Source organism: Streptomyces sp. NPDC050564, assembly GCF_044457265.1.
Taxonomy (GTDB): Bacteria; Actinomycetota; Actinomycetes; order Streptomycetales; family Streptomycetaceae; genus Streptomyces.
Genome location: NZ_JBITGS010000037.1, coordinates 51522 through 69737, shown reverse-complemented (window position 1 = coordinate 69737; position 18216 = coordinate 51522). Strand labels below are relative to the sequence as shown.

Here is an 18216-nt window from a genome sequence, read left to right as displayed (position 1 = left end):
GCCCGCGGAGGAGACACCGTGACCGTCGAGGATGCTGGTGAGTCGGGCTATCAGAACCTGCGGAATGACCTGCGGTTGAGGTCGTCAGTTACCACGCGGGGAGTACATGATCACGGTCATTCCTGCGAGGCAGACGAGGGCTCCGATGACGTCGAAGCGATCGGGGCGGTATCCGTCGGCGATCATGCCCCAGGCGATCGCCCCGGCGACAAAAATTCCGCCGTACGCCGCCAGAATGCGCCCGAAGTTGTCATCGCTCTGGAAGGTCGCGACGGCGCCGTAGAGGCCGAGGGCGATCACTCCGGCGCCGATCCAGATCCATCCCTTGTGTGGACCGGGCGGTGTGGTGGTGCACGCCCGGGGCCCCTGCGAGCGAACCGGTGTGCTGACGGCCGCCCGGCGGATTCGTACGGGCCTCAGGACATGCTGCCCCGGCACACCGTCCCCGGGGCCGGGGTGCGGCCAGTGCGGAGGTATTGGTCGACCGTCTCCGTGACGCAGCGGTTCTGCGGGTATGTGCCGTGGCCCTCCTCCTCGGCCGTCAGGAGCACGCCGACACCGTCGCCCAGGGCGCGGGCCATGTGGCGGGCGCCGGGGTATGGGGTAGTCGGGTCGCCGGTGCCGCCGACCACTAGGACGGGGGCCGCGCCGTCGGCGTTCACCTGGGGCGTGGCGCGCTCGCCGTCGAACGGCCAGTCGTAACAGAGGTAGACGCCGGTGGACCAGGCCGCGCCGAAGACGGGCGAGGCGGCTTTGATGCGGGCCACGTCCCTGTCGAGGCGTTCGAAGCCGGGGCGCAGGCTGGAGTCCGCGCAGGTGATCGCGGTCCGGGCGGCGCGGCTGCTGGCCCGCGGGGTCGCCGCGTGGTCGGCGGAGCCGATGTCGTCCGCGCCCTTGCTCAGCGGACGGCCGTCGTTGTGGTCGATCAGCGCGGTGAGGGCCTTGGCGAGCGGCGACCAGCCGTCTGTGCCGAGGTCGAGATGGTCGCTGACGGCGTACGCGAGGTCGTCGGCGTCGAGGTTCCTTCCGCCGCCGGCTGGGGCGGGCTTCTTCTCCAAGCGGTCGGCCAGGCGCGCCATGCGTCGCGCGGCCTCCTCGGGCCCGTCGCCGGTCGGACAGTGGCGGATACGGGCCGCGCAGTGCGCAGCGAACCGGTCGAACGCCGCCTGGACCGCCTTGACCTGCGACACCTGCTCCTCGTCGAGGTCCTCGGTCGGATCGACGGACGCTTCGAGGACGAGCCGTCCGACGTGCGACGGGTACAGGTGGGCGTAGACCGCGCCGAGCGCCGTTCCGTACGAGACGCCGAAGTAGTGCAGCCGCTCGTCGCCGAGGAGGTAGCGCATCAGGTCGAGGTCGCGCGCGGTGTGCGAGGTGCCGATGTACGGGAGGAGCGCCTTGGAGTGCTCGGCGCAGGCGTAGGCCCCGTCGTAACCGGTCTCGTCCGCGGTCTTCCCGCATCGCACGGGAATGGTCGCGCCGACGCCGCGCGGGTCGAAGGAGACCAGGTCGTAGCGGTCGAGGAGCGGCTCGTACTGGTTGAGGAATTCGGGCAGTCCGCTCACGCCGGACACGCCGGGGCCGCCGAAGTTGAGGACGAGCGAGCCGATGCGCCGGGCGTTCGGGCCGGTGGCCTTGCGGCGGATCAGGGCGACGTCGATCGTCCTGCCGTCTGGTTTCCGGTAGTTGAGGGGGGCCTTCATGGTGGCGCAGTCGTAGCCCGTGCGCGCGGTGGGCGGCGAGGTGCAGCGGGACCAGTGGAGGTGCTGGCTGGTGGTGAGCGCGGTGGGCAGACCGGCCGGCGGGTTGTTCGCGGTGAACTCCGTACGCGGCTCCGCACTCCGGCCGCGAGCGTCGTGCTGGAGCCAGGCGACGACGGCCCCGATCGCGGTGAGGACGACCACGGCGATGATGCGCGCACCGACCGAGAGGCCCGGTCTGCGGCTTCGCATCAGATGTGCGTCACTCATTGAAATCCCCGTGTCCCCGCCCCTGGACGCCCGCCTCGTGCCTGCATGCCCGTACCCGTGATCGTCCGATCGTCGAATGAGTGCAGGGTACTAGGGTCCGTCTTCAAAGATCATCGGAGGGTGGATCACGGGGGGGTGATACGCCGCCATGAACTCACCGACCAGGAGTGGGAGTTGCTCTCTCCGCTCATACCGCGGGCCGTCACGGGACGTCCACGTGTGGCGGACCGGCAGGTCATCAACGGAATGGGGTGCCGGAGCCGGTGCTGCCGCTGGTGGAGTCGTGCCTGCGGGAGGAGCCCGGGGAGCGGCCCACTCCCCGGGAGGTGGTGGCGGCCGCGGGGCACGACGCGGGGACGCTGCAGGCGGGCGTGTGGCCGGGATGGTTCACCGGCGCTGCCGCTCCCGAACCGTCCGGGGGCGGTGAACGCTGGGTGCCCGCGTGGGAGTCGGCGGAGCGGGAGAGCCGGGTCGAGTACGTCGCGCCGGTGACCCTCACGGACGTCCCGGCCTCCGAATCTCCTGGCGTGCCGCCCTCCCGGCTCGGCCTGCTGCGGGCCGCGGTGGGAGGCGCGGCGGTGGTCGCCGGTGCCGGGACAGGCGGATGGCTGTGGCTGCGCGACCGGGGGGACGACAAGGCCGGAGCGACGGGTTCCTCGGCCGGGCCGCGGTCCACGGGGGTGCGCTGGGAGTACGGGACAGGAGGGCTAGGTGGCCGCGGCGCGTGTGCGGCGCTGTCGCCCGACGGGAGCCGGCTGTACGTCGGAGGCATGGACGGCGCACTGCACGCCGTCTCCCCGAAGGGCAGGAAGCTCTGGAGCGTCGAGCTGAGCCGGTCGGTGATGTCTCCTCTGGCCACGGCCGACGGCGCGTACTGCCTGACGGCGGAAAACGGAGAGGGGGCTGCCGAGTTGTACGCCGTCGATCCGCGGGGCGGAGTGCGCTGGAAGCGGACGATCGACGGGGGCGGCAGCCAGTCCCCCGTGGCCGCGGGGGACTTCGTACTGGTGACGACCGGCACGGAGAGCAAGGGCAGCGTGCGCGCGTACGCCCCCGACGGCAGCGTGGCCTGGGAGGCGCCGACCCCGGCCGGGCCGACAAGCGAGCCGGCGGTGGCCGGCGGTTCGGTGTACGTCGGCACCTTCGGGAAGAGGCTGGTCGCGCTGGATGCCAAAGACGGGACGCGGAGCTGGGCGGTCCGGACCGGAGGCAACACCGGGCGGCCCACACGCATCGGCGACACGCTGGTTGTCGCTTCCGGGTCTGGCGAGTCGGGGTCGGAAGACATGTACCTGCACGGCTTCAGCCTTGCGGGCAAGCAGCTGTGGAAGACGAGCAACGACGACATCGGCGGCGGGAGGTACTTCACCTCCGCCCGCTTCGGCGACCTCGCCGTCACTTCGGGCCAGGGCAGCGTGGTGGCCCTCAACCCGGCCGCCGAGTCCACGTCATGGATCTTCAAGGGCGGCGGCGACGCCTCGTCGTACAGCGACCCGACGCACCCGGCGGGAGCGGGAGGCCCCGCTCCGTTCATCGCATCAGAGAAGGCGATGCCCTGATCACCAGGGCGGCCATCACCCTGATGACCCGCCGGCTGACCCAGCCGACCGGTCAGGTCCTCCAGGCAATTCCCTGACAAGTTCTCTCACCGGGTGTCTCGAAGTGCCTTGTCGATCTCGCGCAGTGCGCCGGTCAGCTGCGCGTAGTCGTCAGCTGCCAGTGGCTTGACGAAGTACTTCTCCACCACCTGGGCGTGGACGGCCGCCGCACGCAGGAACGCCTTACGTCCTTCGAAGGTCGGTTCCACCAGGGCCACCCTCCGATCCTCGGCGGACGGTGCGCGGCGGACCAGGCCGGCTTCCTCCATGCGGTCGATCAGGCGGGTGGTGCCGCTGCTGGTGAGGGTCAGGTCGTCGGCCAGCTGCCGCTGGTTGACCTCCTCGCCGGGCTGGCGGCAGAGCCGTATCAGCACCTCCAGCATGGTGTGGCTGATCCCGCACTCGCGTCGCAGCGCGCTGTCGATGCGCTGCTCGAGGCGGGTGGCGGACTTGATCAGCAGGCCGAAATCCCGCACCAGCCGACTGTTGGCGGCGCGGGCGAGGGCCTCCTCGCTGTGCTGAGGTGTGGGGTTCATCGCCGCCAAGTTTACTGCCTCCTCACTAACCGCTGTCTCAATTGCTAAGCAATCAATTGCTGACTAGTCAATCAAATCCTATGGTGGACGCACACCACGACCGAGAGGGAGATCAGTGGATCTGCAGCACTGGCTCGGCCGAGCCACCCACGCGATACAGAACTGGGCCGACACCTTCGGCCCCTACCAGCCGCACCCGTCCCTCCACGTGGACGACGACCGCTTCGCGTCGGTCTTCGCAGAGTTCACCGGGAGACTGAAGGACAACTACCCCTTCTTCCACCCGCACTACGCGGGCCAGATGCTCAAGCCCCCGCACCCCGCCGCGGTAGTCGGCTACCTCACCGCCATGCTGGTCAACCCCAACAACCACGCCCTGGACGGCGGCCCCGCCACCGCCGCGATGGAACGCGAGGTCGTCGCGCAGCTCGCCACCATGTTCGGTTACGACACCCACCTCGGCCACCTCACCACCAGCGGCACGATCGCCAACCTCGAAGCCCTCTTCGTCGCCCGCGAACTTCACCCCGGCCGCGGCATCGCCCACAGCGCCGACGCCCACTACACCCACGGCCGCATGTGCCACGTCCTGGGCCTGACTAGCCACCCCGTCCGCACCGACAGCCAGGGCCGAATGGACCTCGACGCGCTGGAGGACATACTGCGCACCGGACAGGTGGGCACCGTCGTCCTCACCACCGGCACCACCGGACTGGGCGCCGTCGACCCCGTCCACGACGTGCTGCCCCTGGCCGAGCGGTACGGGGTCCGCATCCACGTCGATGCCGCGTACGGCGGCTTCTTCACGCTCCTGGCCGGTGCCGCCGGCCCCGAAGGGCTTCCACCCGAACCCTGGCGGGCCATCGCGCGGGCCGACTCGGTCGTCGTCGACCCGCACAAGCACGGCCTGCAGCCCTACGGCTGCGGCGCCGTCCTCTTCAGCGACCCCGAGGTGGGCCGCTTCTACCTCCACGACTCGCCCTACACCTATTTCACCTCCACCGAGCTCCACCTCGGCGAGATCAGCCTGGAATGCTCCCGCGCCGGCGCCTCCGCGGCCGCCTTGTGGCTCACCTTCCAACTCCTGCCGCCCACCCTCGACGGCCTGGGCCAGGTCCTGGCAGCCGGTCGGAGAGCGGCCCTGAAATGGGCGGACCTGATCGAGGCGTCCGACGCCCTGGAGCTCTACCAGCCACCCCAGTTGGACATCGTCACCTACTTCCCCGCCGTCACCCCCGCGACCCTCACCGGCATCGATGCAGCCTCAGCCCGCATCCTCGCCGACGGCATGACCAGCTCCGACCCCATCTACCTCAGCACCCTCAAAGCCGGCCACGAGGCGTTCACCGCCCGCCACTCCAAGATCACAGCAGACACCGAAGGTGCCCGGATCCTCCGCAGCGTCCTGATGAAGCCGGAATCCGAACACCACGTCCAACACCTGCACAACAGGGTCGAGCAGCTGACCCAGGCCCGCTGACCCCGCCATACCAGACAACCCCAGAGAACAAACGGAACAACCCCGTCAACTACCCGTCGCTGAAGCCGAGGGGCTTGCACAGCGGGCGCCACTGGCTGTGGCGCTGCGTTTGCGTCCTGTCCCACGCCCCGGTTCGGGAAGTGGGTCTGGGGCGGTTGACTGCGCCCCGCGTCGCCACAACTCCCACGCTCTGGCACGGATGTTGCGGGAGCCGTTCCGATCCGCGTGATCAACGAATCCGCAGGACCGGCACACGAACCAAGCCTGCGAGACCCGGTTCGCCCCGTCCACATGCCCGCACTGGGCGCAGGTGCGCGAGGTGTACGCCGGATCGACGTACACCACCAACACCCCTGCCCTGCGGGCCTTGTACGCGATGAACTGCCCCAGCTGCGCAAAGGACCAGCTGGCGTGGGTGGCCCGTTGGGGCTTTGCAAGCCGTACCCGCTCGCGGATGCCCGTCAAGTCTTCCAGGGCGATCCCGCGACCGGTGCGTTCCGCCTCGGCCACCACATGCTTGGCGATCTTGTGGTTGATGTCTCTGGCCCGCCGCGCCTCCTTGCGCCTGCGCTTCTTCAACCGGCGTTTGGCGGAGGGGGTGTTCCTCTTCTGCAGCTTGCTGCGGAGCTTTCGTTCTCTGACGCGGATACGGTTCAGTTCCCGTCCGGCCAGGATCTCGCCGTCGGAGGTGGTGGCGATGTTCCCGATGCCCAGGTCGATGCCGATAAAGTCCACCGGATCCGTGTTCGCCGGTGCTTCGGGGACCTCGCAGGTGGCCAGCAAGAACCACATGCCGTCCCGGTACACGAGATCGGACTCACCCTTGCGGTGCAGGGCCAGGGTGGCCACCTGCACGGGGGCGGCGGTGAACGCCACGTCCTTGATCCGCCCCGAAACCGTCCAGATCGACACCCGGCGTGCGGCGATCCGCCAGGACAGCATCCGGTCGTCGTAGGGCTGCGCCCCCTTGGCGCGGAAGGTGATCGGCCTTTCGGTGGCCCTGCGATACCGCCGGGAGCCGGGTTTGCCGAGGTTCCCGGCCCTCAGGTTCGCCTTCAGCGTCGCATAGGCGTCACAGGTCTTCTTGATCACGTGCTGGGCGGCCTGCGCCCCCAGGTTCCACCGCGCCTTCACCTCGCCGTAGGTGAGCCTGCGCAGCGCGAAGTTGTTCTTCACATCCTTTTCGAAGGCCACCTCGCTGGCCCAGGTGGCCGCCTCGTTGCACGCGCGCAAAGTCGCCTCAAGTGCCGTCGCCTGCACGGGCGTCGGCGCCAGTTTGACCTGCACAACCAGCTTCACACCCGTGACGCCAACCGGAATTCCCAGGCCTCGCATTCGAACACGGGACAATCCCACACCACGCGGGACCCGCCATCCCGGCGCACCGCGCCGGACGCCACCACGGTGCTCCGCACCGCTCACCTCAGGACGCGATACCTCCCGAGCGGGAATGACTCCGTTGGGAAAGGGACTAATCGCCAGCCATGGTGGTCACTTTGGCTCACGGACCCGTCGGTCAAGTGAGCCACTCCCAGCCAGAGTGCGAGCCGGGATGCCCGCCCTGTTCTTTTGCCAACGGAGTCGGGAATGCCCGGGGTTCCTCGCAAGAATCTCGCGCCCGCGGCCATGACCTCACCCTCAGGCCAGCAGCCTGACGCGTAAATACTGACGCGGGTGGGCAAAACCGCAGGTAGCTGACCTCGCCTCCTGAGGTGCCACCCCGCACCACGGTGTTGATCAAGGGCTACGGGGTGTTCGGTGTGCCATTTACCCGTCCCACGGCGGGCGGCGAAGCCGCCCTGGGTCGCTGACCAGCAACTCCGTCCAACCCTTGGCCGACGATGGGCGGAGCTTGCCCTGGTGCGGGGAGATTTTCCGTTCAGACACTCAACACACAATCATATCCAGTCGATATCATCTGGCATTTGACGTGCATGGCCGACAGTGCCTGCAACCGACGGTGGTGGGCGCCATGAGTGACATGTGGACCGGTGAGAAGGTGCGTCTGCGGGGTGTCGAGCCGGAAGACTGGGAAGGCTTTCGCAACCTGGCCCAGCACACCGTCGATGTCCGCAATGCTGACCTGGTCGAGCCTCCCCGCTCAGAGGAGAGTTGTCGTGCCTGGACTGCTGAGCGTGCTGGACGTCCGCCAGGTGGGGAAGCATTCCGGCTGGTGATCGAGGCGCTGGCCGACCGCGCGTTCGCAGGGTCTGTGACAAGCGGAGAAACCGACAACCGTACAGGACCGATTCAAGACGGGCATCGCGATCACCCGCGATCACCGCCGCAAGGGTTACGCGGTCGAGGCCACCGAACTAATCCTCACCTACATGTTCGCCGAGCAGCGCTGCAATAAGTGTGAAGTAGAGGTCTACGCCTTCAACGATGCCTCCCTCGCCCTCTACCGCAGGCTGGGCTTCGTCGAGGAGGGGCGGCTTCGTCAACATGAATTCTTCGCCGGCGGCTACCACGACGTTGTGCTACTGGGCATCACCGTGACCGAATACTGGGCCACTCACCAGCATCCATCGGTGCGGTGACCTACACCATCGCCTACTCCTTTTGCCGTGTCCCTCGTGCTCACGGATAGGGGAACGCGGCCCTCGCCGCGGCTGCCCGAGTGGCTCCCGCTCATGCTGCCGGCAAGACCCCGGCGACAACCTGGGATCTCAAACAGTCCACCGTGTCCCTGACGGGACGCCTCACCGGCGTGAAAATCGGAGTGCGGCTGGCCGGCGACGCCGGTAGTGCCTTGGGGATCGATCCAGCGAAACAGTCTGGTGCCGGAGCTGGCTTGAGGGACCACGCACGGATGCCGCGAGCACGCCATTCAGATTCCCGACCGTCCCTTTCGCTCCCGGTCAGCCGCACCCCTGGCCGGCCAAGCGAGGAACGAGGTGGAAACGCATGGCGGATACGGAAATGAAAGACCAGGGTGCGGAGTTGATGGAGCGCGTCGCAGCGATCGACATCGCCAAGGCATCGGGTATGGCGTGTATGCGCCTTCCCCATACGAGCAGACAGCGGCGAACCCAGGAAACGTGGAACGTCCGACGAGCACGATCGGAGTCCTCGAACTGGGTGACCGCCTGGTGTGCCAGGGCGTCGGCGGATCGTAGACCCGGCGTACACGGAACTCCGACTCCGAATCCCGCTCCATTTCGTCCCCTCTCGGACGATGTGACAACCCAAGCCCGCTCGCGGCGTGCAGGCCTCCGCGCGGTCTGACTGGCCCCCGGTCGAAGGCTGCGCCCGTGTGCCCACGGCGAATCGGTGGTGCCTAGTCGTGGTCTTGGCCAAGGACGCGGCGAGCCGCCTCAGCCTCCGCCGCCGGCGGGGACACCTCGTCGAGGACGTCGAGCTCGTCGTCGCCCTCCAACTCACGCTCCCAGGCCGCGGCGAGGCGCTCCTGCTCCTCCCCCGGTTTGGCTACTACGGCCTCTCGGTCGTCAGGTCCCAAGGCCGCCAGGAAGCGCGCGATCGAGTCCTTCGGCATGCTTAACCCCTCATCGCCGGCATGGTGACGGTCCTCCCTCAGAATGGTCAATCGGCTCGACCACTGCCGCCCGACACAGCCGCAGCACACTCGGATGGCCCCGGCCGGCAGTACAACAGCGTCCGGTGGGGTCCTCGCCAGACGAGTGGCTTCGCCCCTCTCTCCTCCTCCCGGGCACCCAGCCAGACGGATCATTTCTGGGGCAACGGGCTGTCGTTCCAAAGCGAGCGACCAATGACCTCGCCAAATCTGTTGTGGCCGCTCTTCAGAGCTACCAGCATGGGCCGGTGGCCCATGAGATGGTCAAGGTCGTCGCGAGACGCCAGGTTCTGCGCCGAAGGCTCACACCCGCTCCGGCGGCCGGGCCGCAGGTGTTCGCCCTCGGTGATGAGCCGGTCGGCGCGGCCGGTGTCGCCGAGGCCCGGACTTGTCTCACATCTGAGCGAGCAGGTGGAGAGCTCGGGCTCGTTTAGTGCTCCGCGGGAGGTGCGCCTCCGAAGACGGGCGGTTCGCGGGCCGAGCTTGAGTGAGTGTCAGGTCCATCATGCCTGCTCGGAGGCCGTTGCGATAGGACGGAGCGCACGTCCGTTCGGGCTTGTCGCAGGTGGTGGTCCCCCCGCAGACTCGTCGTCATCCACTCCCCGGCGTTCGTGCCGGCATCCGCTCTCGGCTGCCGGCGCGTTCGCTGTGCTGTCTCGTCGTGCGACGGGCGCGGGCCGGGAGTAGGGGAATGAAGGGGGATCGGTGGATCAGGACATGGTTGTGCTGGCGAGGGTCAAGCTACTCAGCGCCAACCGACGGGTGGTGCGCGGTGCAGAAGGTCTGTGGATTTATCGCCTTCTCACACAGGTCGAGCCGGAGGTGTACGGGTCAAAGCTGGCGTACGTCCTGGTGGAGGCCAGCGCATCGCCTCTGGTACGGGAGACGCCAGAGCGACGGCTGGCGCTGTTGGACGAGGCAGTGACAGTGGCGACAGCCCTCGGCGACGCGAACCCCTACCGGGCGAAGGTGCTGGCGAGGGCACTGGCTGCCAGGCGGCGGGAGCTGGAGAGCCGCCCGGCGACGTAACGGACTCACGGAGGCTCCGGGTAGCCCGGAATCTTCCCACGTCTGGTCCAGCAAAAGCTGGGCCAGACGTCTCCCGTTCGATCCCTACCTGGTGGCGCGGTCTACCGGGCGGGGGACCTTGAACGTGGCCTGCCGGTCGCTCACCGATCGGGTTATTGCCTCCTGCCCTGCTCTTGCTGGTTCTTGGGAGGCCAGCACCCCGTTCAGGAGCGTGTGGAGGAGATCGAGGTTACCAACTTCCGATCGGGTAGCACCCGTAGACCGACAACCACGCGGCCGGCGCGGCTGAAAGCCGCGGGCTCGTTCCTGGTGGGCTGGAAGGTCTTGCTGGTGCGGTGCGGTCTTGGCTTCTCCCCCTCAACGAGGGGGATTCTCACGGCTCGCACTGCGGCGGCGGACCGGAATGTCGGCGCCGGATCGTCTCGCCCCGTGCGCGGCGGCGACAGACTGCGCAAGCAGAGCGCCGTCACGCAGCGCGTCGAGTTCGACCAAGTCGACCCGTCCGCGGCGGCCGGGCAGGCCTTTGGCGAACTCCAGCGCCAGCCGCGTCTTGCCGACGCCGTCGGCCCCAGTCAAGACCGTCGGTCCACGAAGAAGCCGAACGCCCCCGGCATGACGCGGCCTTGGGCGATCGAGGACGTGCGCGACATCCCGCTAAGAAGAGCCCGGCATGCGAGAAACGGCATGGCAGCGGAACGCCTCAGTTCATCCATCACGCCACCACATGCTCACGATGTGGCAACGGCCGGGCCCGCGAGGCGGGCCCGGCCGACGTCAGGCCACCGGATCGAGGAAGGTCAGCACCGAGGCGTCCTCCTCGATCAGCGGGGCGAGTGCGGTGTTGAACGGGCCGCCGTACGGGGCCTTCAGGTGCGCCTGGAACGCGTCCTCGTCCCGGTACACCTCGAAGATCCAGTAGGCGCGCGCGTTGGATGCCTTGGTGTACACGTCGAAGGCGAGGTTGCCGTCTTCCTCGCGCACCTTCCGGGCGTAGTCCAGGATCAGGCGGGCGACCTCGTCCTCCGCTCCCTCACGGGCGGTGAATTCGGCGAGCAGGGTCTTGTTCACGGTGTGGTTCCTTCGTGGTCGGGGATCAGTCGCGGTAGGAGTCGAGGTGCCAGACGCGGGCCCGTTCCAGCTTCACCGAGCCGTTATCGGCGAAGACCTGCACTCCCTGGCTGGTGGGGTCGGGGAAGATCTGGTCGGTGATCACCGCCTCGCCGCTGCCGCCGAAGACCTCGACGGACGACCAGTCGACGAGGATCCGCAGCTTCACCTTGCCGTTCTTGGCCTGCAGCGGTGCTCGCTGGACGCCGGGGAAGGCACTGTTGAAGTCCACGGCACCGGAGCGGGTTCGGTCGACGTACAACTCCTGAGTCGTGGTGTCGTAGCCGATGACGGTCTCCTCGCCTCCGGCACCGGTACGCACCTTCAGCCCGAAGCGTTCGGCGTCCTTGAGGGAGAAGGTCGCCTCGATGTCGAGTGCCTTGCCCCTGGCCGTAGGACCTATCAGGGGTTGTGAGGTGCTCGTGACGGTGACGTCGGCCGCCGTCGCCGGGTACTTCTCCCGGAGAGACGCGAGGCTGTCGACCGGCTCGCTGGTCAACCGGATCCGGCCGTCGACGGTGCGCAGGGCCATCTGGCGGGGGATGCTCTGCGCGCTGCGCCAAGGCGAGGTGGGGATGGAGCCGCCGTACTCCCAGTCGTTCATCCAGCCGATCATGTACCGCTTGTCGCCCGGCACGTTCTCCCAGGACACCGCCGCGTAGTAGTCCTTGCCGTAGTCGGCCCAGTCGGCGCGCTGCACGACGGACTCGGCGGGCTTTTCGGCGGCGGTGAACTGGTCGGCCAGGACGTGGCCCCAGCCGGCGGTGTTCATGTCGACGATCTGGATGCGCGCCGTCTTGCCGGCGTAGGCACGCAGGTCGAAGGAGGCCCAGTCCAGGGTCTCGCTGTGGGAGCCGGTGGCGCTGCGGACGACCTGGCCGTCGACGATCAGGTTGACGGACGTCTCCTGGGAGACGGGCTGGGCCTTGGTGTCGGACAGCATGATGTGGTCGACGTTGAGGTGGCCCCAGCCGCCGGTGTTGTCGTCGACGATCCTGATCTGCGCCCTCTTGCCGGTGAGGTCGCTGACGTCCCAGGAAGCCCAGTTGAGCGCCTCGGTGTCCTTTCCGGTGGCGCTGCGCACCACTTGGCCGTCGACGAGGAGTTCTACGGCGGTGGGGTTGGCGGAGCCGACGGGGTGGTTGCCGCCACCGATGAGGTAGTTGACGTAATTCTTGTCGATGGTGAATTCGGGCGAGGTGAGGGTGCCGGTGGTGGAGTCGCCGTTCAGGTACGTGTTGACCAGGCCACTGCCCAGAAATCCGGAGACGTCTTGCTGGTTGGGGAGGGTGCCGGTGGCCGGTGCCGAGCCGAAGGCGTCTCCGGTCTTCGTCCAGTCGCCGTAGCTGCCGCCTTCGAAGTCGGCCAGGACCGTCCCCTCAGGCGGAGGTCCCTGCTCCAGGGCGGTTCCGGGCTCGTGCGGGTGTCGTCCACCGCCGACCTTGAAGTTCAGGTAGGGGCTGTCGACGGTGAATTCGGGTGAGGTGAGGGTTCCGGTGGTGCCGTCACCCGCATGGAAGCTGTTGGCGAGGCCCTTGCCGTCGAAGCCGTCGACGGTCCCCTGCCCGTCCAGCGCCCCGGCCGCCGGACCCGCGCCGAACGCGGTGCCGGTGGTCGTCCACGTACCGAAGTCGGTGCTTTCGAAGTCCTGCATCACCGTGCCGGCGGGCGGGGTGTAGGTGCCCTTGTCCTCGGCGGTGAACTTCTTGCCGTCGAAGTCGCCGACGAAGTACTGGGCGCCCGAACCACCCGCGATACCGCCGGGGTTGATGTTGACGACCAGGACCCACTTGATGTTGTTCTCGTCCCCGTCGACCGCGAGGGGGAACAGGTCGGGGCACTCCCACACGCCGCCCGTCGCGCCGGCCGGCCCGAACTCGCTGAGCAGGTTCCAGTCCTTGAGGTTCTTCGACGAGTAGAACCGCACCTTGTGCTCGGTGGACAGCGACACCGTCATCAGCCAGCTCTTGGTCGGCTCGTACCACTGGACCTTGGGGTCACGGAACTCATCGGAGCCGATGTCGAGGACGGGATTGCCCTGGTACTTGGTCCAGGTGCGGCCGCGGTCGGTGCTGTAAGCGAGCGACTGGGCCTGCCTGCCGGTGGTCTTCGAGTAGCTGGTGTAGATCGCCACCATGGGCGGGTTCTTCTTCGTGCCGAAACCGGTGGTGTTGTTCCAGTCGACGACCGTGCTGCCGGAGAACACCATCTCCTTGTCGTCGTACGACAACGCGAGCGGCAGCTGCTTCCAGTGCACGAGGTCCGTGCTCACCGCGTGCCCCCAGGACATGTCGCCCCAGGAGTTGCCGCCCGGGTTGTACTGGTAGAAGAGGTGATACTCGCCCTTGTAGTACACGAGGCCGTTGGGATCGTTCATCCAGTTCTTCTCCGGTGTGAAGTGGAACTGGGGACGGTAGGTCTCGGAGTACGGCGGGGTGTCGGCGGCGAGGGCCTGTGGAGCGAGCGGGGCGGCGGACAAGGCGCAGACGGTCGCCACCGCCGCGATCATCCGTACGCGGGCATGCCGGGATACACGTCCAGAGCTCATGATGTCTCCTGTGCCGCGGCCGTCCGCGCAGCGGAGCCTGCTGCCCGGCGCGGACGGACCGAAGAGTGACACCCTGTCGGCGCGGTCGTCCCCGGCGCCGACAGGGGTGTCATCGTTGACTTGTGTCATCGATGACATCGAGTGGCCCGATGATGGGGGCAATCCGGCCCGTGCGTCAACCAGTTCGGGCGTGACGTACCCCTACGCGGCCACCTGCCCGTCATACGCCGTCGGCTGTGGCGAGTTGCGTCAACTGGCTCTGCCATGGCGGATTGGGACCGGCAACCGAGCAGGTCAGAGCCGCGACCTGGGCTGCGAACTGGCAGGCTTCCGCGACATCGCCGAGACGGACGCTCGTCAGTCTGCCGCCGAGGAGGCCGTGGGCGCCGAGGTGGTGCAGCAGCCCGGCAGTGAAGGAGTCCCCCGCCCCGACCGTGTCGACCACCCGCGTCGCCACCGCGGGGACCCGCAGCCGCTCGCCGCCGAGCGAGGCCAGGGCGCCTTCGGCGCCGCGCGTGATCACGACGAGCCGCGCCCCCGCGGCGTGCCAGATGTCGCACGCCCGCTCGGGGGACGTGTCGGGCAGAAGGAGTGCCAGGTCGTCCTCGCTCAGCCGCAGCACGTCGGCGAGTTCGCACCAGTGCGCCAGCCTCGCCCGGTAGACCTCGGGGCGCACCAGCAGCGGCCGGACGTTGGGATCGATGCTGATGGTGGCCTGGGGCGCGGCGGTTGCCAGAAACTCCTCCACCACCGCCGCCCCGGGCTCGCGGACCAGGGCCAGAGAGCCGGTATGCACGCAGGCGGTTTCGGACAGATCGACGCCGGCCAGCTCCTCGTTCGTCCACTGCCAGTCGGCGGTGGCCTCGGCATGGAAGGAGAACACGGCCTGCCCCTGGGCATCCAGTTCCGTCACGGCCAGCGTACTGGGCTCCGCGGCCGTGACGGCGTGCGACAGGTCCACCCCGGATGCCTCCAGGTGGGAGCGGAACAGGCGGCCGAATACATCGTCGGACAGCCGCGCGAGGAAGCGGGCCGGGGTGCCCAGCCGGGCCAGGGCCGCCGCCGTGTTCGCGGGCCCGCCACCGGGCAGCACACGCAGGGCGAGTTCGTTCGGAGCGCTGGCGGGTTCGGCGAACGCGTCCGCCACGCACTCCCCCAGGACGGTTATCTGACGTGGGCTCATGGGCTGCTCTTCTCTGCGAACGTACGAGCGAAAGCGGGCACGAACCGGGCGGCCGCCGCGGTCGTTACGGACTTGCGTCGGGTGCAAGGCATTGACGTTGCCGGGAGGCGGAGTCCATCATCCTCGGCAAGCAGTGTCAACGATGACATAAGTCAACGATGACACCTCGGGACGGCATGCTCCGATGCCGGCCGCGCCGCTCGCAATCCCGCAGGAGTCGTTCATGTCTCGCACCCCTCGTCTGCCCCTTTCTCTCCTCAGAGTCGCTGCGTGCACGGGCATCGCAGCCCTCACCCTGACGGCCTGCGGATCCGGCTCCGGATCCGATTCCGCCAGCACCGGCTCGGGCAGCGTGAAGGTGGGTCTGATCACCAAGACCGACACCAATCCGTTCTTCGTGAAGATGAAGGAGGGCGCGGAGAAGGCCGCCAAGGAAAACGGCGCCCAACTGGTCACCGCCGCAGGCAAGTTCGACGGCGACAACGCCGGTCAGGTCACGGCCATCGAGAACATGGTCGCCTCCGGCGTGAAGGGCATCCTGATCACCCCGAGCGACTCCAAGGCCATCGTGCCGGCGATCGCAAAGGCCCGCGCCAAGGGCGTGCTGGTCATCGCCCTGGACACCCCGACCGAGCCGGACAGCGCGGTCGACGCCCTCTTCGCCACCGACAACCTCAAGGCCGGCGAACTGATCGGCGAGTACGCCAAGGCAGCGATGAAGGGCAAGACCGCCAAGATAGCCACCCTCGACCTCGCGCCGGGTGTCTCCGTCGGCGTCCAGCGGCACAACGGCTTCCTCAAGGGCTTCGGCATCGACGAGAAGGACCCGTCGGTCGTCTGCTCCCAGGACACCGGCGGCGACCAGGCCAAGGGCCAGACCGCCATGGAGAACTGCCTCCAGAAAGAGCCCGGCATCAACGTCGTCTACACCATCAACGAACCGGCCGCCCTGGGCGCGTACACCGCGCTCAAGGCCAAGGGCCGGGAGAAGGACGTGCTGATCGTCTCCGTCGACGGTGGCTGCACCGGGACTCAGGCGGTCAAGGACGGCAAGATCGCCGCGACGTCCCAGCAGTACCCGCTGAAGATGGCCGCCGAGGGCGTCAAGTCCGTAGTGACGTACGCCAAGGACGGCAAGAAGGCGTCCGGTTACACCGACACGGGCGTCACCCTGATCTCCGACAAGGCACAGGACGGGGTCGCGTCCAAGGACACCGCCTACGGCCTGGAGAACTGCTGGGGCTGAGCCGCCCCCGAGGACCGTACGACACCGCCTCTCCCCTCAGCGGGGCGGCCGGCCCCTCCTCCCCGACCGGGACGGCCGCCCCCTCGTCCTCTTGTCCTCCTCTTGTCCTCCGGCAAGGACGGACAACGACTTCTGTCTTCCGACAAGGACTTCGCATGACAGCCACGACCACCCCGTACGCCGAGCTCAAAGCACCGACCACGGCCCGCAGACTGCTCACGGCACCGACCACCGGACCGCTGGTCGCCCTCCTCCTGGCCTGCGTCTTCTTCTCCGTCACCTCGGACCAGTTCCTCACGGGCGGGAACTTCTCCCTGATCGTGCAGCAGGTCATGGTCGTGGGCACCCTCGCCATCGGACAGACCCTGATCATCCTCACCGCGGGCATCGACCTGTCGTGCGGAGCCGTGATGGCGTTCGGCAGCATCGTCATCGCCAAGATGGCCGCCGAGGGCTCCGTGCCCCCGCTCGTCGCCATCGCTCTGGGCCTGGTCGTCTGCGGCGGCTTCGGGCTGCTCAACGGGCTGCTCGTGCAGAAGATCCCGCTGCCACCGTTCATCGTCACGCTCGGCATGCTCAACGTGGCGTTCGCGCTGACCCACATCTACTCCGAGGAGCAGACGGTCACCAGCCTGCCCGGCCCGCTGACGGCCCTCGGGCAGACCTTCCCGCTCGGCCACACCGACATCACCTACGGCTCCCTGGTCACCATCGCCCTGTTCCTCCTCCTCGCCTACGCGCTGAGCAATACCGGCTGGGGCCGACACGTCTACGCCCTCGGCAACAGCCAGGAAGCAGCGCGGCTGAACGGCATCCGCACCTCCCGGCTCACCATCGGCATCTACACCGTGGCGGGCGTCCTGTACGGAATCGCCGCCCTGCTGCTCATCTCCCGCACCGGAGTCGGCGACCCCCAGGCAGGACAGACCGACAACCTAGACAGCATCACCGCCGTGGTCCTCGGCGGCACCAGCCTCTTCGGCGGACGCGGATCGGTCCTGGGCACCTTCATCGGCGTCCTCATCGTCGGTGTCTTCCGCAACGGCCTGCAGCTGATGGGCGTCGCCTCCATCTACCAGACCCTGATCACCGGAATCCTGGTGATCCTCGCGGTGACCGTCGACCAGATCTCCCGGAAGAAGGCCCGATGACCGCCACGTCCTCCCCCACCCCCGTGCTGCAGGCCCGCGGTCTGATCAAGCGCTACGGCCACGTCACCGCCATCGACGGCGCCGACTTCGACCTCCTGCCCGGCGAGGTCCTCGCCGTCATCGGCGACAACGGAGCCGGCAAGACCAGCCTGATCAAGGCCCTCACCGGCGCGGTGGTCCCCGACGCGGGCGAGATACGCCTGGGCGGCGAACCCATCCAGTTCTCCGGTCCGCAAAGCGCACGCGCCCACGGCATCGAGACGGTCTATCAGGACCTCGCCGTGGCCGCCTCGATGGACATCGCCTCGAACATGTTCCTCGGGCGTGAGCTCCGCCGCCCCGGCGTCCTCGGCAGTGTCTTCCGCATGCTGGACAAGAAGCGCATGCGCCAGGAGGCCGCCGAGCACATGGCCGACCTGAAGATCGGCCTGCGCTCGCTGACACAGTCGGTCGAGACCCTCTCCGGCGGACAGCGGCAGGCCGTCGCTGTCGCCCGTTCCGTCGCATGGGCCCGCAGCGTCGTCGTCATGGACGAACCCACCGCCGCTCTCGGCGTCAAGGAATCCGGCCAGGTCCTGGACCTCATCCGCCGCGTCCGGGACAAGGGCATGCCGGTCGTCCTGATCAGCCACAACATGCCGCACGTCTTCGAGATCGCCGACCGGATCCACGTCCACCGACTCGGCCGGCGCGCTGCCGTGATCAAGCCCTCCGACTACTCCATGGCGGAGGTCGTCGCCATCATGACCGGCGCGCTCACCGTCGATGAGACCGGAGGTACTGTCGTAGCGGATTCCGAGGCGGCGAAGGCCGCAGGTGTCCAGGCCAACTGA

14 protein-coding genes and 2 pseudogenes are annotated in these 18216 nt (G+C 68.2%); 7 read left to right on the top strand and 9 right to left on the bottom strand.

Going from position 1 to position 18216, the window contains the following annotated elements; all coding sequences use genetic code 11:
* Positions 1 to 84: 84 nt before the first annotated feature.
* Positions 85 to 330: pseudogene (locus ACIBK0_RS40890) on the bottom strand (YnfA family protein); the annotation flags it as partial.
* 86 nt (positions 331 to 416) lie between these two features.
* Positions 417 to 1970, bottom strand: coding sequence for an alpha/beta hydrolase (locus ACIBK0_RS40885; RefSeq protein WP_399091847.1), 1554 nt, complete (start codon positions 1968 to 1970; stop codon positions 417 to 419).
* A 251-nt stretch (positions 1971 to 2221) separates the two neighbouring features.
* On the opposite strand from ACIBK0_RS40885, the gene ACIBK0_RS40880 reads away from it, so the two are divergent.
* Entirely contained in the window at positions 2222 to 3529 is a 1308-nt protein-coding gene (locus ACIBK0_RS40880; RefSeq protein ID WP_399091844.1) for a PQQ-binding-like beta-propeller repeat protein, read from the top strand.
* 86 nt (positions 3530 to 3615) lie between these two features.
* Here ACIBK0_RS40880 and ACIBK0_RS40875 read toward each other — a convergent pair whose 3' ends face one another.
* Positions 3616 to 4104 carry a MarR family winged helix-turn-helix transcriptional regulator gene (locus tag ACIBK0_RS40875; RefSeq protein WP_399091841.1) on the bottom strand — a complete coding sequence of 163 codons (489 nt, stop codon included), beginning with the start codon at positions 4102 to 4104 and terminating at the stop codon, positions 3616 to 3618.
* Positions 4105 to 4219: 115 nt separating this feature from the next.
* Here ACIBK0_RS40875 and ACIBK0_RS40870 point away from each other — a divergent pair, with 115 nt between their 5' ends.
* On the top strand, positions 4220 to 5584 hold the full coding sequence (locus ACIBK0_RS40870; protein WP_399091838.1) for a pyridoxal phosphate-dependent decarboxylase family protein: 1365 nt from the start codon (positions 4220 to 4222) through the stop codon (positions 5582 to 5584).
* 45 nt (positions 5585 to 5629) lie between these two features.
* On the opposite strand, the gene ACIBK0_RS40865 is transcribed toward ACIBK0_RS40870, so the two are convergent.
* On the bottom strand, positions 5630 to 6883 hold the full coding sequence (locus ACIBK0_RS40865) for an RNA-guided endonuclease InsQ/TnpB family protein (protein WP_399091835.1): 1254 nt from the start codon (positions 6881 to 6883) through the stop codon (positions 5630 to 5632).
* Between the two features lie 673 nt (positions 6884 to 7556).
* Here ACIBK0_RS40865 and ACIBK0_RS40860 point away from each other — a divergent pair.
* Positions 7557 to 8124, top strand: a pseudogene (locus ACIBK0_RS40860) (GNAT family N-acetyltransferase).
* 740 nt (positions 8125 to 8864) lie between these two features.
* Here ACIBK0_RS40860 and ACIBK0_RS40855 read toward each other — a convergent pair.
* Positions 8865 to 9080 (bottom strand): hypothetical protein, encoded by a 216-nt coding sequence (locus ACIBK0_RS40855; RefSeq protein ID WP_399091832.1) that lies wholly within the window; start codon positions 9078 to 9080, stop codon positions 8865 to 8867.
* A gap of 744 nt (positions 9081 to 9824) precedes the next feature.
* On the opposite strand from ACIBK0_RS40855, the gene ACIBK0_RS40850 reads away from it, so the two are divergent.
* Entirely contained in the window at positions 9825 to 10148 is a 324-nt protein-coding gene (locus ACIBK0_RS40850; RefSeq protein WP_399091829.1) for a hypothetical protein, read from the top strand.
* Between the two features lie 357 nt (positions 10149 to 10505).
* Here ACIBK0_RS40850 and ACIBK0_RS40845 read toward each other — a convergent pair whose 3' ends face one another.
* The 4 genes from ACIBK0_RS40845 to ACIBK0_RS40830 form a co-directional block, all read right to left on the bottom strand.
* The gene (locus ACIBK0_RS40845) at positions 10506 to 10724 is read right to left on the bottom strand and encodes a hypothetical protein (RefSeq protein WP_399091826.1); all 219 of its coding nucleotides are present in this window, start codon (positions 10722 to 10724) and stop codon (positions 10506 to 10508) included.
* 198 nt (positions 10725 to 10922) lie between these two features.
* Positions 10923 to 11216: a putative quinol monooxygenase gene (locus ACIBK0_RS40840; protein WP_399091823.1), complete on the bottom strand. Its 294-nt coding sequence runs from the start codon at positions 11214 to 11216 to the stop codon at positions 10923 to 10925.
* A 25-nt stretch (positions 11217 to 11241) separates the two neighbouring features.
* A complete protein-coding gene (locus ACIBK0_RS40835) occupies positions 11242 to 13803 on the bottom strand; it encodes a GH32 C-terminal domain-containing protein (protein WP_399091820.1) in 2562 nt (853 codons plus the stop codon).
* A 220-nt stretch (positions 13804 to 14023) separates the two neighbouring features.
* Positions 14024 to 14986: a carbohydrate kinase gene (locus tag ACIBK0_RS40830; protein WP_399091817.1), complete on the bottom strand. Its 963-nt coding sequence runs from the start codon at positions 14984 to 14986 to the stop codon at positions 14024 to 14026.
* A 223-nt stretch (positions 14987 to 15209) separates the two neighbouring features.
* Here ACIBK0_RS40830 and ACIBK0_RS40825 point away from each other — a divergent pair, with 223 nt between their 5' ends.
* From ACIBK0_RS40825 to ACIBK0_RS40815, 3 genes are all read left to right on the top strand, one after another.
* Complete coding sequence (locus ACIBK0_RS40825) at positions 15210 to 16232, top strand: sugar ABC transporter substrate-binding protein (RefSeq protein ID WP_399091814.1); 1023 nt, start codon at positions 15210 to 15212, stop codon at positions 16230 to 16232.
* A 155-nt stretch (positions 16233 to 16387) separates the two neighbouring features.
* On the top strand, positions 16388 to 17383 hold the full coding sequence (locus ACIBK0_RS40820; protein ID WP_399091811.1) for an ABC transporter permease: 996 nt from the start codon (positions 16388 to 16390) through the stop codon (positions 17381 to 17383).
* Positions 17380 to 18216 carry an ATP-binding cassette domain-containing protein gene (locus ACIBK0_RS40815; protein WP_399091808.1) on the top strand — a complete coding sequence of 279 codons (837 nt, stop codon included), beginning with the start codon at positions 17380 to 17382 and terminating at the stop codon, positions 18214 to 18216. The genes ACIBK0_RS40820 and ACIBK0_RS40815 overlap by 4 nt, the downstream gene beginning before the upstream one ends.

Bases quoted from the DNA above. Each gene is read 5' to 3' on its own strand.
- ACIBK0_RS40855 (WP_399091832.1), bottom strand. From the start codon at position 9,080: ATGCCGAAGGACTCGATCGCGCGCTTCCTGGCGGCCTTGGGACCTGAC.
- ACIBK0_RS40825 (WP_399091814.1), top strand. From the start codon at position 15,210: ATGTCTCGCACCCCTCGTCTGCCCCTTTCTCTCCTCAGAGTCGCTGCG.
- ACIBK0_RS40835 (WP_399091820.1), bottom strand. From the start codon at position 13,803: ATGAGCTCTGGACGTGTATCCCGGCATGCCCGCGTACGGATGATCGCG.
- ACIBK0_RS40875 (WP_399091841.1), bottom strand. From the start codon at position 4,104: ATGAACCCCACACCTCAGCACAGCGAGGAGGCCCTCGCCCGCGCCGCC.
- ACIBK0_RS40885 (WP_399091847.1), bottom strand. From the start codon at position 1,970: ATGAGTGACGCACATCTGATGCGAAGCCGCAGACCGGGCCTCTCGGTC.
- ACIBK0_RS40830 (WP_399091817.1), bottom strand. From the start codon at position 14,986: ATGAGCCCACGTCAGATAACCGTCCTGGGGGAGTGCGTGGCGGACGCG.
- ACIBK0_RS40820 (WP_399091811.1), top strand. From the start codon at position 16,388: ATGACAGCCACGACCACCCCGTACGCCGAGCTCAAAGCACCGACCACG.
- ACIBK0_RS40815 (WP_399091808.1), top strand. From the start codon at position 17,380: ATGACCGCCACGTCCTCCCCCACCCCCGTGCTGCAGGCCCGCGGTCTG.